Source organism: Parabacteroides sp. AF17-3 (assembly GCF_003635445.1).
GTDB classification, from domain to species: domain Bacteria; phylum Bacteroidota; class Bacteroidia; order Bacteroidales; family Tannerellaceae; genus Parabacteroides; species Parabacteroides goldsteinii.
This window is the reverse complement of the sequence record NZ_QTMM01000015.1, coordinates 99,823-114,922: the sequence shown is the minus strand read 5'-3', so window position 1 is coordinate 114,922 and position 15,100 is coordinate 99,823. Positions and strand designations below refer to the sequence as shown.

General features: G+C 38.0%; 11 protein-coding genes. 2 read left to right on the top strand and 9 right to left on the bottom strand.

From position 1 onward, the window contains the following. Nucleotides 1-37: 37 nt before the first annotated feature. From DWW91_RS19510 to DWW91_RS19490, 5 genes are all read right to left on the bottom strand, one after another. Nucleotides 38-295 (bottom strand): hypothetical protein, encoded by a 258-nt coding sequence (locus DWW91_RS19510; protein WP_122328685.1) that lies wholly within the window; start codon nt 293-295, stop codon nt 38-40. A 116-nt stretch (nt 296-411) separates the two neighbouring features. After that, on the bottom strand, nt 412-753 hold the full coding sequence (locus tag DWW91_RS19505; protein WP_122328684.1) for a hypothetical protein: 342 nt from the start codon (nt 751-753) through the stop codon (nt 412-414). 172 nt (nt 754-925) lie between these two features. Beyond that, on the bottom strand, nt 926-1,507 hold the full coding sequence (locus DWW91_RS19500; RefSeq protein ID WP_122328683.1) for a hypothetical protein: 582 nt from the start codon (nt 1,505-1,507) through the stop codon (nt 926-928). A gap of 7 nt (nt 1,508-1,514) precedes the next feature. Further along, a complete protein-coding gene (locus tag DWW91_RS19495; RefSeq protein ID WP_122328682.1) occupies nt 1,515-4,766 on the bottom strand; it encodes a DUF6443 domain-containing protein in 3,252 nt (1,083 codons plus the stop codon). Nucleotides 4,767-4,773: 7 nt separating this feature from the next. Next, a complete protein-coding gene (locus DWW91_RS19490; protein WP_158599471.1) occupies nt 4,774-5,922 on the bottom strand; it encodes a T9SS type A sorting domain-containing protein in 1,149 nt (382 codons plus the stop codon). Between the two features lie 398 nt (nt 5,923-6,320). Between DWW91_RS19490 and DWW91_RS19485 the strand changes: the two genes are divergently transcribed. Next, entirely contained in the window at nt 6,321-9,191 is a 2,871-nt protein-coding gene (locus DWW91_RS19485) for a hypothetical protein (protein ID WP_122328680.1), read from the top strand. A gap of 195 nt (nt 9,192-9,386) precedes the next feature. On the opposite strand, the gene DWW91_RS19480 is transcribed toward DWW91_RS19485, so the two are convergent. Beyond that, entirely contained in the window at nt 9,387-10,115 is a 729-nt protein-coding gene (locus DWW91_RS19480) for an HAD-IA family hydrolase (protein ID WP_007657731.1), read from the bottom strand. Between the two features lie 118 nt (nt 10,116-10,233). Between DWW91_RS19480 and DWW91_RS19475 the strand changes: the two genes are divergently transcribed. Then, nucleotides 10,234-10,839: a hypothetical protein gene (locus DWW91_RS19475; RefSeq protein ID WP_007657736.1), complete on the top strand. Its 606-nt coding sequence runs from the start codon at nt 10,234-10,236 to the stop codon at nt 10,837-10,839. 96 nt (nt 10,840-10,935) lie between these two features. Here the strand turns inward: DWW91_RS19475 and DWW91_RS19470 are convergent, their stop codons facing one another. Genes DWW91_RS19470 through lysS form a run of 3 tightly spaced genes read right to left on the bottom strand, consistent with a single transcriptional unit; the run spans nt 10,936 to nt 15,019 of the window. Beyond that, nucleotides 10,936-12,279, bottom strand: coding sequence for a glucose-6-phosphate isomerase (locus DWW91_RS19470; RefSeq protein ID WP_122328678.1), 1,344 nt, complete (start codon nt 12,277-12,279; stop codon nt 10,936-10,938). Between the two features lie 2 nt (nt 12,280-12,281). Beyond that, nucleotides 12,282-13,277, bottom strand: a complete 996-nt coding sequence (locus DWW91_RS19465) for an NAD(P)H-dependent glycerol-3-phosphate dehydrogenase (protein ID WP_010800125.1) — start codon at nt 13,275-13,277, stop codon at nt 12,282-12,284. Between the two features lie 11 nt (nt 13,278-13,288). Continuing rightward, nucleotides 13,289-15,019, bottom strand: a complete 1,731-nt coding sequence (gene lysS, locus DWW91_RS19460; RefSeq protein ID WP_122328677.1) for a lysine--tRNA ligase — start codon at nt 15,017-15,019, stop codon at nt 13,289-13,291. Between the last annotated feature and the right edge of the window lie 81 nt (nt 15,020-15,100).

The following is a 15,100-nucleotide window of genomic DNA, read 5'->3' as shown; positions in this document are numbered from 1 at the left end:
ATTTTCAATACTCTCTAAATATTATATATTTTTGATTTTATTCGATAAATAGCAACCAACCAATCATCTTCTTTTGTATAGATGTTTTTTTATTATCATATAACAATACAGGATAACCATCTATATAAAATAAGCCTGAAGGAAGATCATTATCACATTCAACACAACTCATAGTGTAATTAAATATATATAAGTCCAATGTATTAGAAATAAATTTAGTTAGCTCTTCTCCTACTCGGGGAGGTGGTGTATCTCTTGGTGTTAAATACTCCTTTTTGTCTATTTGAATATTCATTCAATTTCTGCTATTTGTCATCATCCCATGCTCCAATATCCAATTTCTCTGTATTATTATCTTTGTAAGCCTTCACATTTGTCTCTTTATAAGAGTCATATTTAACGAGAAATTGGTTATCCCCCACTCAGTATCTTTTTTGCTTTTTTTAGAGTGTCTATAAAGTTGTTAAATTCTAATTTTATTTTACCAGTTTTGTTAATATAAATTTCCAATTCAAGTGTTTCTTTTTCTTGATTTATTTCTGCAATCATTTGATCATCTTGCCAAATTTCTGCAACCAGGTTTTCTTTATCTGGTGGACTAACTATTTCTATCGTTAATGTTTTCATTCTCTTATTATTTACTCTATTTAATGGGACGATATCTTCCCCTCCTCTACCATTTAATATATTAATCTCTATGTCTGAAAATTCAATATCCATTTGTCGTAAAAATCCCAGAGGTGTTGTAATCATAATCTACTGTAAATCCCGGAAAAATACCTTTTACAGAAGTGTAAAACCAGTTCTTATTTGCTCCTTGGTTGCTTAAAAAAGATTGTAGTCTCTTTTGAATATAGAAAACCAAACACTTTTAAATATCTATTTTTAACGACTTGTTTTATGTTTTATAAAAGATTGCAATAAATTAGCTGACATCAAAACACTTGTCATTAAATTTTTTAAGTTTATCTAGTGCTTCATCTCCTAATTTCCAGTACTCCCTAAATATTATGTATTTTTGACTTTTTCGACAAATGGCAACCAACCAATAATCATCATTAACCCATATTTTTTTATATCTATATAAATATTGTGGTATATTTTTTTTATCCATAAAAGGTTTTTTATCATCATATAAAAAAATAGGGTAACCATCTACATAAAACATATTAGAAGGCAGATTGTCATCACCTTCAACAACTCCCATGCTATAATAAAATGTATATAAATTCAAATTAGGGTAAAAAAATTTTATTGGTTCTTCTCCAACAGGAGGTGGTTGTGTCTCATTTGAGGTTAAATATTCCTCTTTCTTTATTGCAACCTTCATAACATTTATACTATCCATCATCATCCATTTGATCATTTCAACTCCATTTTCTTCTATAAATATCGAAGATATTTCTTTTAATGTCTTTTCATTTTCAATTTTTGATTGTGAATCACAAGAGAACAGAAAATATAATATTAATAATATTTTTAAATTATACAATAGGATGTTTTTCATTTTTTTTTTATTTTAAGCGGAATTTTGCTAAATGTTTAGGGGTGTTTTTTTTCAGTGGAGTAAAATATCCCTTGACTCCATTTATTATTCCGTAAATAATTAAACCATGTTTTTGTGTTAAAATGTAATATGTGTTATAAGGATGTTTACTGTACGCTTCCCAATCAGAAGTAGAGGGTCTAGACTCTCCTCCATACCCATCTCTTGTACCTGGATGTGTATGAATATTAAAGATTGGATTTCGAGGATAAGAAGGTTGAAAGGATTTTTTTTCTGTATTTTTATCCCATGCTCCAATGTCCAATTTCTCTGAGTTATTTTCTTTGTAAGCCCACGCATTTGTCTCTTTATAAGAATTCCATGAAACAAATTTCATAAAATCTACTCCTTCTTCAATATTATTAAAGGTTATTTTTTTATTTGATATATCTTGATGAAGTGATCCTATTAGCTGTCCTTTTGATATTTTTAGAGGGTCTACTGAATTATTTTCTAGAAAATTATCCTTTTGATCAAAAGTTCCTGACTTTATCAAATCAAAATCATCGGTTGTTTCTTTTATTTTTTTCAATACTCCTGTAAACTCATCTAAACCATACCAGTCAATAGCCATCCCTGAAGGATCTACCGCATTCAGCGGATTATTTGCACAATAAGCATACGGACTGATCGAATAATACATTTCTGCCATTGGATCCATTGTTGTAAAACGACAGCTTGCAGGATCATAATACCTCGCCCCATAATCATACAAATTCAGACCTTGTTTCATGTCCAGCTCCTTACCAGTATATTTATATGACTGCAAGTCGGCTGCACGTTGGTCGCCATTCGCCATTCCGAATGGGTAGTAGTTTACGGCCTGGGAACTCATCGGTTCAGAAACAACTAAACGGTTACTACCCAGATGATCCTTTACATAAAAATGATAGACTCCGCCTTCGATATAACCATATTCGGTACGGATTCGTTTCAACGTATTGTTGACATATTCGTAATCACCTATATAATCTGTAGTTTCGATTGAGCTCAAAGAAGAGACCGTCACTCCCGACCCGATGATCGGACTTGACGAATAATTAGGATTCCAGCTGTGCTTCACACGCAACTTTTGACCATCACTACTATAGAGGTATTCATTGCGAGCTTCACCTACTGGACTTTTGATATCTATACGACTTGGTAAATTTAATGAATTATATTGAATCTCCGAAATTCCACGGTTTAAATCTTTTGTCATGCAGCCATTTGCATTATAGATATATTCCACGGATTGATTACTGTAATTTTTAAAATCGTGCGAAAAATTATAGGCTATATTTCCTGCAGCATCATTAATGCTTACAATATGATTTCCATCATAACTGAAAGTCAGGTTATCCACGATTCCGAACACTCCTGTTGAGATTAGTCCGTTACGCTTTACCGTCAAAGGATTTCCGTTTTTATCATAACTATAAGATGATGTATAATCACCGGGGCCGGAGGTGTAAGCTCCACTGGTCACACGGGATAAACCATCATAGGCATATTCATATATACGGGTACCGGTTCCCAGGGCAATAGATTGTGTTTGGACATTACTACCGTATGTATAGGTCAGTACTTCCCCCATTTGAGCACACCAATTTCTTATCAGACGATTACGGACATCATAGTTATAGGCTGCTTTCAACATATCGAAACCTCCTAGTTTCTCACTTTGAAGGCGTCCCAAATCATCATAAATTTTTTCCGATAACATTCGCGAACTACCTCCATTTAATGTATGAGAAGTGTTTTTTAGACGCCGGGCCTGATCGTAGGTATAAGCATATTCCTCCGTTTGGGTCTTTCCTGAGACAGTTTGTATGTGGCACCGTTTTTCAACGTTATTATCGAAAGCGTATGATAGAAATTCTTTATCGATTCCAGCCAGATGGTTGGTCGATCTGTTCAGTATCAGGCGGCTTCGGGAGTCATAATAATTGACTGAATAATACAAAGTACTGTTATTTCCCAGTTCCGATGTAATTTGTCCGGTTAGAAGTCCTTTCGGTGTTGATAAATATGTGGTGGCATATCCGCTACGGGATTCAAATGTCAATGAGGAAGGTACATTGTTTTTTCCAATAAATTCATAAGAGTCATAATAGTTGATATTTTGAATGATTGCATTCGTTAGGCTAATGCCTCCTTCCAGATTATAACCTTTGTAAGTTCCTGTTCCATTAGTAGCCCAGACTGCATTGATCACTTTCCCATTTAGAGGATTACTACTATAACTGAACGAGTTTTTGCAAATGCCATTGATGGCGATACGTCCGAATCTATCCGGAATGTTAAAACTCCATTCGCTGCGTAAACGTTGTTCCCCGTCTTGACTAAAGATTAGTCGGTCTGCATTATCATACACATGATACGTCCAATCTGCACCTGGCAATTTTTTGGCGATACACCGATTGCGGTTGTCGTATTTGTATAGATAAGCATATTTTTGTAAAGTTGCATTGGATTCGTTCCATGTAGTATTGCTGGTAAAAACATCGGAAGCTAAAGGTGATAAAACTACTCTCAGATTACCATAATCATCGTATATATAATATGTATCGAAATTAGTCGAACCATTGACCTGTCTTGTTAATAAGATGCGGTCTTGTTTGTCTTTGAATTCGTAACTGATATTATTATCTTCATCCTGATATTTAGTAACAAATAAAGTGTTATTGGCATAAGTCCCTGAACGTGTAATACTGATTGTTGTGCCGTTGCTCGAGGAAGAAAACAAAGCACACGGATAGCTACTGTTATTGGTCAGGTATGTAGTATGGATCGCCCTGTTGTTGGCGTACCAGTTGTTTCCAGGTCCGAACTCTTTCATTGTCCGGTTTAACGGTGATGCTTCATAAATAATTTGTGAGTAAGGTTTGCTGTCGTTGGCATTAAAACCTGGCGCGTTACTGCGAAGTGTAGAGGGAGCAACGTAATTGCTGTTATTGGTGTTTACAGCTACCGGAAGCCAAATTTTATCTTTACGGCCATAACTGTCGTAATCAGTCAATACGATCAAATCTTGAGAATTACCTCCGGCTTTCGCTTGCACAGTCTCTAGAAGTCGTCCTAATCCATCATAATAATCAACTTGTTCCACGAATGATGTTCCGCTTTCATTCGTCATGGTACGTGTCCTGATATAATTTTGGCTGCTGGTTTGAGCTTGTGAGTATTGCATAAAAACGGTGGATAACAAGCTAAACAGGATTATTATTCGACTTTTCATAGCTGTTTTATTTTTTAGTGATAATACGACTCATTTCTTCTTCTCCGACCATAATCCTCAACACGTAGTTGCCGGTTGTCAGACTACGGCAATCGATTAAGTCCGTATAATAACCGGATTGCTGATGTCGGGTGGGGGATAAATAGAGTAATTTACCTCCCATATCGTAGAGTGAAATTTTTACCTTAGCCTCTTTCTCTGTTTTGTATTCCAGATTCAGATTTGTTTCGATGGGAGTAGGATAGACATTGCAACCCCATCCGTCTCCTTTGATTGAGTAATCGGCAAAGCCGGGGGCAATGGAGGATGGGGGGACTGTTCCTTTTTCAGAGGAACGATTCAATACTTGCTGGTTGTTTATATCATCTTCTAAATATTGATGTTGTTCGGGAGGATAGAAGAAAGAGGTTCTAAATACTTCCTGCGTACCGTCGCTTGTGTTATTTTCCGTGTGGAGTGTTTCCAACACGGGATAACGATAACCTTCAGCGAACCAATTATAGGATGTTTGAGTCATATTCATTGATGAGGTATCGCGAATGTTCTGGATGGTTTTCATGCGTAATACGTTATATAGTGTATCCCCTGAAGGCAAAATGATTTGTCCTTTGGCATCCGATTCTATGCGGATGTCTCCGAGTGATTTTAAAGGCAATTCCTTTGAATAAAGTCCTGTCGTTTCAAATGTCATACTATCACAATCGTTTAAATTGAACGGGTAATTGATTTGTAACAAAGGGTTTTGATAATGTATTTCTGTTACCGGATTTTCAAATCCTAGTAAAGTAATTCCTTCATTGCGGACGCGATAATAGTAAACGGTGTAATTTTCGATGCCAATGACCAGTTCTTCCGGCAATACATCTTCTTTTAAAAAGGTATCCGTCCCCATTATATAAATACTGTCTGCAATTAGTTTTGGAGAGGTATAATTTTGGATGAATTTTGTATCGGTATCTTCCAATCGACTTAAGTCCCATGTTACATTTTCACCTGATTCTCCAGGTTCAATGTAATTAATTTGTTTTTTTATTACTTTATCTCCACTACGGGGGCGGTTTGTAGACCAGTCTATTTGCCCAGATAGATAAATGGGGGGGAGATATAAAGTCAACAATAGAATTAATACTTTAAAAGAGAGATCGTTTTTTTTCATAAGATTCAAAATATTAGATAAATGATAAATATGAATTTGTCTCTTGTATCTTAAAAGTTTGTTTGCTATGATATCCTGAATATGATAACAAATATCTTTGTTTACAAAATTAATCAAAATATTAAAATGAATCATCATAAAATCTGAATTTAATATATGGAAAAATATTTTATTGAGTTATATATCTGTTGAAAGATAGATTTAGTCGCTATTGGGTATAAAAAAGTATATAAAGATGTGTTCTAAAACAAATATGTTTTAATGATATTTTTTACTAAAAATATTTTTATATTTGTCATTTTAGTATTGTTGAGGATTCTACTTGCTGTTATAGTAGGTTGAAGATGTGATTTTACGTTTGATTATGTGTTTTCCTTAATAATAAAATGAAACGAACCATGAAGACAAAATTTATTTATCTACTGATTATGATCTTCTGCAATTTCAATATAATGAGATCAGAAGATTTGTCTCTTCCATCCGTACCTCCTTCTCCGGATGCTGCAGCTCTTGGAAAATATGGACAATATCCAGTGTCTTTGTATAACGGATTAGTTCAAATTGATATTCCGATTTATACAATTCAGCTGCCTTTGACCAGTGTGCCGATAACAATTTCTTATCATGCTTCTGGTATAAAAGTGAATGATATTTCTACAACGGTCGGTTTGGGATGGGTCCTGAATGCCGGAGGGGTTATAACGCGTTCAGTAAAAGGTGCTCCAGATAAAAATTTTGGTGCTTCTGGAACAATTCATAACAAACAATGGGCTGTAAATCTTTCTGAGGATGTCAGGCTTAATCATTTAGATAATATTTATAGTCAGGGTCTTACCGGAACTTATGACTCTGAATCTGATATTTATTATTATAATGTAGCAGGCATGTCCGGAAGTTTTAGATTTGATATAAATAACAATCTGATCCAGATACCTTTAACTAATAATAATATTAGGTACGATTCGGGCAGAGATGTGTTTCAAATAACAGGAAGTGATGGAACAATTTATGGATTTGAGAGTAAGGAATTTAGTAGTATTCAAGCAACAGAAAATAAGTATACATCCAGTTGGTATTTGACTTGGATAAAAACAACAGATAATCGGGAGATTGATTTTGAATATATGACGGATAATACTCTTTATATCGATCGTTATGTGAACTATGTATTAGAGGTTCCGCAGAATACCCCGAACTTAAGTAATTTAAAATGTGCTACCCAAAATTCACTAGTCGATAATACGTTATTGGTTAAATCAATTAAATTTCCAGATGGAACTATTATCTTTAACTACAGTGGAGACAGAGCTGACCGCAGAAAATACAGATTGACTGGCATTGATATTAAAAATAATAGTCAATTGGTAAAGGCTTATTCATTGGAACATGGGTATTTTTCTCCTTCAACTGTTTTAAGTTTCAGTCAGGTACAACCTGCTACAAACTATAATGCAAGTTATAATTACAGATTGAAATTGAATAAAGTTAAACTTCTGAATAATCAACGTAGTGTAGTGGGAATATATGATCTAGATTATAATTCAAGTGTATTATTACCCGCATATTTAGATGCATTATCAATAACACCTTATGCCACAGGTGATAAACAAAGGTATTTCGGACAGGATTATTGGGGATATTATAATGGTGTTACTACCAATAAGAATTATTTTACATATGCAAGAAAGCAATCCTATAATTTGAAGGAAGTACAGGCTGACAGATCAGTGAATCCAACTTATACTCAGGCATGTATTCTAAAGAAAATAACATATCCGACAGGAGGATATACTGAATTTAAGTATGAAGGTAATAAATATTCTTCGGGAAATGCAGCAGGAGGACTTCGGATACAGAGTCTTACTTCTTATTCTCTATCGGATGCATCTCCAGAAGTGCATAGTTATCAATATGAACAAGGAATGAATAATATGACAGGATGGTCACAAATTCAAGGAGCATTATATACACAAGGTAAAAGCGTATCAAGTACTATTTATGGTACGGAAATGTTGTTATACGATTATTATATGTCTGAGCCGAATGTACCATTGTCACATAGTGGTGGAGCTTCTGTATATTATGGGAAGGTAATAGAGTTTGAAGGAACGCCGCAAGTAAGTAATGGTAAAACAGAGTATTATTATCTTTATTCATCAAATGATGTTGAATACATCAGTCAATCTCCGTGCATAATTCCTAGTGTTTATTCGGGTGGATATCAGTTTATCCCTAAATTTGACTATATGTTTATTGATAGGGGATGGACAAGAGGAAGAATGTCACGTAAGGACATTTATACCAAAATAGGGAGTTCATTCTCTTTAGCAAAACGAATAAATTATACCTATACGACATATAAAAAACAAAGTGGTGTAGTTGGTTTTAAATCATATCCAAACTTTCTTCCTGCTAATCATAATTTACCATCTCCTTATAATAATTCAAAAGTATCTACAAATGAATTGTTTCAGTATTCTGATATTACAGCAGAAACCGGATTGGTTAAACTGACCAAAGTAGAAGATATAAGTTATTTTGGTGGGCAATCTGTAATTCAGACTACAACTTATGCCTATGACCGGTTGGATAACCAGTATGAAATAACCTCTCTTCAACAAACCAGGAGTGATGGTTCTGTGTTGAAAAAGAATTTTAAATACCCTAAAGATATAAATACAACTATTTATAAGAGTATGGTGGAAAAGAACATGCTTTCTCCTGTCATTGTTACAACAACTTATATAAATAACGAGTTTCTACAGGAAACTCAAACGGCTTATTCTTCTTGGGCAAATTCGTTTATTGCGCCTTCAGATGTTATAGAACAGCAGGGGACTGGTCCCAAAGAAACGAGAATTACTTATCATAATTATGATTCAAAAGGAAATGTATTATATGTATCTAAAGATAACTCTAAGAAGGTTGTATATTTGTGGGGATATAATTATCAGTATATCGTGGGAAAAATAGAAAATGCAACTTATGATCAGGTGGTGCAAACGATTTCTGGTGGGGTAAACACAATCAATTCTATAGCTTCATCGGCCAGTCCAAATATATCACCGATTGATGCTTTAAGAAGTTCCTTACCAGGTGTGATGGTAACTACGTATGTCTATAAGCCGTTGGTAGGTGTTATTTCGATGATAGATCCTCAGGGAATAAAAATAAATTATGAATACGATAATTATGGACGATTAGTGAATCGCAAGGATTATGGAGGTCATATAATTCAAATGTATGATTATAATTATATGAATAAATAAACTGGTAGATTGTGTCAGACATCTAATGATCCTTTTGCCAGAGGTACGTCAAAATCTAATTAGACGTACCTCTGTACAAAAAGTTTTAGGATATTATTATACGGAAATAAAAATGAATTCTTTTATTCATCCAACAGGATAAATTGGTGTATAGTTACGATGATTAAATCGGGGCAATAACTGATATTAAAAGCTCTATCCTATACACCTCATTATATTATCCCAGTCTTTTGCCAGGCTTGCCATATCCGGATACAGTAAATCGGCGCCTGCATCCAATAACACTTTGTCGGGGAGGGGACCGGTATTGACTGCAATCGTGAAGATGCCCGCAGCAACACCGGCTTCGACACCCATCGGGGCGTTTTCTACGACAAATGCTTCGTTGGCATGGACTCCGGCTTTTTGCAATCCCATCAGATAAGGTTCGGGATGAGGTTTGCCATATTTTACGTCAAAAGCCGTAACCATCTTTTCGCGGGTAAAACAGCCGGGATAGGTATGTTCCAGTTTGTTAATCAGGCTGTGCTGGCCGGAACCGGTCACGACTAATGTTTGTAGTCCGTTCGCTTTAACGGCTGCCAGTACTTCTGCGGCGCCTGTCATTGCTTTACCATCATTATATTTATTGAAAAGTGTTGCTTTCTCTTCATATAGTTCCCGTTTTTCCTCATCGGTCGCATCACGCTGAAAGGTACGCTGGTACAATTCGTTGATCGTACTGTCACCGGTACGGCCTTCAAACATGTAAAAGTCTTCCTCTTTAGCCTGGAGCTGATGATGTATCGCTGTTTCGTTCCAGGCACGGGCATGAAAACGCATGGAGTCGTATAAGACACCATCCATATCGAAAAGTACAGCTTTGGGAGAAAGAGAATTCTGCTTAGTCCTAAGCAGATAACGGTTGATAGCTTCTTGTATCATTTTATTTATATCCTTAATAATCTTTGCAAAGTTACGAAATTTCTTATACTTATTTCCTATCTTTGATGTGAACAACCCGTAAAACCGGGTATGGTAATAACAATAAAAACTGATGAGCATGAAGAAGATTTTACTAGTATTAGCGATGATGCTGTTCGTTGTCTGCTTTCAGAGCAAGGCCCAGGACTGGACCGACTTGCAGCATGAAGTTTCTTTGAGTTATGGTGGTCTTCCGGCAGCTGACCTGTTGCATCATTATGAAAATTACTTTGACCCTTCTACCGAATCGGTCAATTTATATGATGATAAAGGTAAGTTCGGTGCGTTGAATATCAGTTATATCTTTTATCCGGATGAAGAATGGGGAATCGGGTTGGTTTATTCTTATACAAACAGCGATAAGCGTATTATTGCCAATGAGAAGATTGTCGGCGATTTCGTAAGTTCTTTTCATTCCATCTGTCCTTCATTTAAGTATAACTGGTATAATTATAATTTTATTACATTATATTCCCGTTTGAATGCAGGTGTAGCCATTGCAACAGCAAAAGCCTCTTTTATAAACGACGAGAACAAACCGGATGAAGAAACAAAGGTTAAGGCATTCTTTATGTATCAGGTTTCCCCTATCGGTATCGAAGTAGGACGCCAGATTGCAGGTTTTGTAGAAGTCGGCTTCGGCCACATGGGAACGGCAATGGCGGGGATACGGTATAGAATGTAAAATCAGTTGACAGTTGACAAGTGACAGTTAGGCTTCGCGAAACCACTCGGCTGAAAGCCGAAATAACTGTCATCTGTCAACTGTTTCTGTCAACTATTATAGTTTCTTGCGGATTGCTTCGCTTTCCTTTTCATACCCTGGCTTGTTCAGCAGCGCGAACATGTTCTTTTTGTATGCTTCGACACCCGGTTGGTCGAACGGATTAACGCCCAGCATATAACCACTGATTCCACAGGCTTTCTCGAAAAAGTAGAACAACTGGCCGATGTAATAAGCATTTACTTCCGGCATCGTGATTTTGATGTTTGGAACACCACCGTCTACGTGTGCCAGCTGAGTACCCAGTTCTGCCATCTTATTTACTTCGTCTACACGTTTTCCGGCAAGGAAGTTCAAGCCGTCCAGATTGGCTTCGTCAGTTGGGACTTCAACTTTGTGTGAAGGAGTTTCAACAGAGATAACTGTTTCGAAGATGATGCGTTCGCCTTCCTGAATCCATTGGCCCATTGAGTGAAGGTCGGTTGTCAGGTCGACAGAAGCCGGGAAAATACCTTTTCCGTCTTTACCTTCGCTTTCGCCGTACAACTGTTTCCACCATTCGCCGATGTAATGAAGTTTCGGATGGAAGTTAGCAAGGATTTCAATCTTCTTGCCGCTTTTATATAATTCATTGCGGGTTGCAGCATAGATAGCCGACAGGTTTTCATTGAAAGGAATTTCAATACCTGTAGCCTTTTCCATAGATACGGCACCGGCAACCAGGTCGCGGATACTGATACCAGCTACTGCGATAGGCAGCAAACCGACCGGAGTCAGTACGGAGAAACGTCCGCCTACATTATCAGGAATGATAAATGTCTTGTAACCTTCCTGGTCTGCCAATGTGCGAAGGGCACCTCTTTTGGCATCAGTAATGGCAACAATACGATGTTTTGCTTCTTCCTTGCCGACTGCGTCTTCCAGTTGCTTCTTCAGCATACGGAATGCCAGGGCAGGCTCTGTTGTTGTTCCCGATTTGGATATGTTAATCAGACCGAATTGTTTACCTTTCAGTATTTCACACAGCTCATACAGATAATCTTCGCCGATATTCTGTCCGGCATAGAGAACAACCGGGTTCTTACGGTCAGACTGCAACCAGTCGAAACTGTTGTTCAATGCTTCGACAACGGCTTTTGTGCCGAGATAGCTTCCGCCGATACCGATGGCAACGATAACTTCACATTTAGAACGAAGCACGTTGGCCGTGTTCTCGATGTCTGTTAATTCAGCATCCGTGATAGAAGAGGGGAGATGTAACCAACCCAGAAAATCGTTACCAGCTCCGTTTCCGTTATGTAAAGTGGCAATACATTCGTTTGCCTTGGCTTCCTGTGCGTAAACCTGTTCTTTTGTAACAGCGCCCAGTGCTTTGTCAATGTTAATACTGATGTTTTTCATACCTACTTAAATGTTTCTGTCAACTGCCGTATAACGGTAGTCGGCGATTTTCTTTCATATAATATATCGTATAAGGCGTCCAGAATCGGCATGTTTACCTTATACTTTTCATTTATCTCGTGGATACATTTGGTCCCGTAGTATCCTTCGGCAATCATTTCCATTTCCAGCTGGGCAATCTTGACGGAATATCCTTTTCCAATCATCGTCCCGAACGTACGGTTACGGCTGAAACGGGAATACGCTGTCACCAGCAAGTCTCCCAGATAAACCGAGTCGGTTACGTCGCGTTCCAGGCTGTGTACGGAATTGAGGAAATTACGCATTTCTTCGATTGCGTTACAGATGAATACTGCCAGAAAGTTGTCTCCATATTTCATCCCGTGACAGATACCGGCAACAATCGCATATACATTCTTTAAAACAGAAGCATATTCTATTCCTCTAACATCTTTACAACAATAGTTGTTCAGATATTGATTCTGGAATACATGGGCGACGGCACGTGCATTGTCGATATTGGAACAGGCTAATGTAATATAGGAAAGACGTTCGAGCGCAATCTCTTCCGCATGACACGGACCGCCGATTACTGCGATGTTTTCCATAGGTACATTATAATATTCCGTGAAATAGTCGGCAATCAGCATGTTCTCGTCCGGTACAATCCCCTTGATGGCCGAGATGATGAATTTATCATTCAGCGGGGTTGTCACCTTCATTAAATGTTGTTTCAGGAACGGAGATGGAGTCGCGAAGATTAGCGTATCGGAATCGTTAATCGCATCGTTAATATCCGTGTAGAATTTTATTTTGTCCGTGTCGAACTTTACGGCAGACAGATAACTGGGGTTATGTCCTGTCTTTAAAAAGTCGTCAACCTGGTCCTGCCGGCGCATATACCAGTTAATACTATCCTGTGTAGAAAGTACAATCTTGGCTAAGGCGGTAGCCCAGCTACCACCTCCCATTATTGCAATTTTACCGGGTAATTTCATAGCATTCCCTTTTATTTGGCTGCGTTGGCAATCCATGCTTCCACTTCTTCGGCCGCAGGATTTTGCAGTTCCAGCTTATACTTCTTGTTCATCTCACAAAGTTCCTGGCGCAGCTTGTTAGGGTTCACCTCTTTCAGCGTGTCGACAGTCAGATAACCGGCTTTCTGTAATGCCGGCACCCAGGCTTCATCGATACCTAATGCTACGTATTTATCGACAGCATCTTTCTTTACTGTTTTTTCCGGACGCATTTGCGGGAAGAACAATACTTCCTGAATAGTAGTCTGGCCGGTCATCAACATGACCAAACGGTCGATACCGATACCGATACCGGATGTAGGAGGCATACCGAATTGCAGTGCGCGCAAGAAATCCTGGTCGATGAACATCGCTTCGTCGTCCCCTTTTTCGCTCAACTTCAACTGATCCTTGAAACGTTCTTCCTGGTCGATTGGGTCGTTCAGCTCGCTGTAAGCGTTTGCCAACTCTTTTCCGTTCACCATCAATTCGAAACGTTCGGTCAGTCCCGGTTTGCTGCGGTGCATTTTAGTCAGCGGACTCATTTCAACCGGATAGTCGATAATGAATGTCGGCTGGATGAATGTACCTTCACAGAACTCTCCGAAGATTTCATCGATCAACTTGCCTTTACCCATTGTTTCGTCGATCTCCATCTTCAATTCTTTACAAATTGAACGGATTTCATCTTCGTTCTTGCCTTCCAGGTCGTAGCCGGTCTTTTCCTTAATGGCTTCCAGGATAGGTAAGCGACGGAAAGGAGCTTTGAAGCTGATAGTCTTGCCGTCGACTACGGTTTCGCATGTACCGTTGACAGCCAAACATATTTTTTCCAGCAGCTGCTCCGTGAAGCTCATCATCCAGTTGTAATCCTTATATTGGACATACAATTCCATGCAGGTAAATTCCGGGTTGTGCGTCCGGTCCATACCTTCGTTACGGAAGTTTTTCCCGATTTCGTAAACCCCTTCGAAACCGCCGACGATCAGTCTTTTCAGATACAGTTCGGTAGCGATACGCAGATAAAGGTCAATATCTAATGAATTATGATGCGTGATAAACGGACGTGCACTTGCACCACCGGCGATAGACTGAAGGATCGGAGTTTCTACTTCCGTATATCCGGCTTCGTCGAGTACGGCGCGCATTGTTTTGATCACTTTTGCACGTTTCATGAAAATATCCTTTACGCCATCGTTTACGATCAGGTCGATATAACGCTGACGGTAACGTAGTTCGGGATCGTTAAATCCGTCATAAGCTACACCGTCTTTGTATTTAACGATAGGCAGCGGTCTGAGTGATTTGGATAATACCGTCAATTCCTGTGCATGGACGGAGATTTCACCCATTTGCGTACGGAATACAAAACCTTTGATTCCTACAATGTCTCCGATATCGAGCAACTTCTTGAAAACGACGTTATATAAATCTTTGTCTTCACCCGGGCAGATATCATCACGGGAAATATATACCTGTATTCTGCCTTCCGAATCCTGCAACTCCATGAATGAAGCCTTACCCATAATACGGCGGCTCATGATACGGCCTGCAATAGTTACAGGACGGGGTTCTGCATCGTCTTTAAAAGATGCCTTTATTTCTTTGGAATATGCGTTTGTTACGTACTCAGCAGCGGGATACGGTTCTATCCCCATTTGGCGCAATTGCTCCATGCTATTGCGTCTTATGATTTCCTGTTCACTCAGTTCTAATAGATTCATTACGCTATTATTTTGTATAATACGGCGCAAAAGTACAAAATTTTTCTCACTTATAGGATAAAAGTGAGTAGTAGTTTACTT

Excerpts from the sequence above, each read along its gene's own strand:
- DWW91_RS19510 (WP_122328685.1), bottom strand. The coding sequence starts at position 295 with ATGAATATTCAAATAGACAAAAAGGAGTATTTAACACCAAGAGATACA.
- DWW91_RS19505 (WP_122328684.1), bottom strand. The coding sequence starts at position 753 with ATGATTACAACACCTCTGGGATTTTTACGACAAATGGATATTGAATTT.
- DWW91_RS19500 (WP_122328683.1), bottom strand. The coding sequence starts at position 1,507 with ATGAAAAACATCCTATTGTATAATTTAAAAATATTATTAATATTATAT.
- DWW91_RS19495 (WP_122328682.1), bottom strand. The coding sequence starts at position 4,766 with ATGAAAAGTCGAATAATAATCCTGTTTAGCTTGTTATCCACCGTTTTT.
- DWW91_RS19490 (WP_158599471.1), bottom strand. The coding sequence starts at position 5,922 with ATGAAAAAAAACGATCTCTCTTTTAAAGTATTAATTCTATTGTTGACT.
- DWW91_RS19485 (WP_122328680.1), top strand. The coding sequence starts at position 6,321 with ATGAAGACAAAATTTATTTATCTACTGATTATGATCTTCTGCAATTTC.
- DWW91_RS19480 (WP_007657731.1), bottom strand. The coding sequence starts at position 10,115 with ATGATACAAGAAGCTATCAACCGTTATCTGCTTAGGACTAAGCAGAAT.
- DWW91_RS19475 (WP_007657736.1), top strand. The coding sequence starts at position 10,234 with ATGAAGAAGATTTTACTAGTATTAGCGATGATGCTGTTCGTTGTCTGC.
- DWW91_RS19470 (WP_122328678.1), bottom strand. The coding sequence starts at position 12,279 with ATGAAAAACATCAGTATTAACATTGACAAAGCACTGGGCGCTGTTACA.
- DWW91_RS19465 (WP_010800125.1), bottom strand. The coding sequence starts at position 13,277 with ATGAAATTACCCGGTAAAATTGCAATAATGGGAGGTGGTAGCTGGGCT.
- lysS (WP_122328677.1), bottom strand. The coding sequence starts at position 15,019 with ATGAATCTATTAGAACTGAGTGAACAGGAAATCATAAGACGCAATAGC.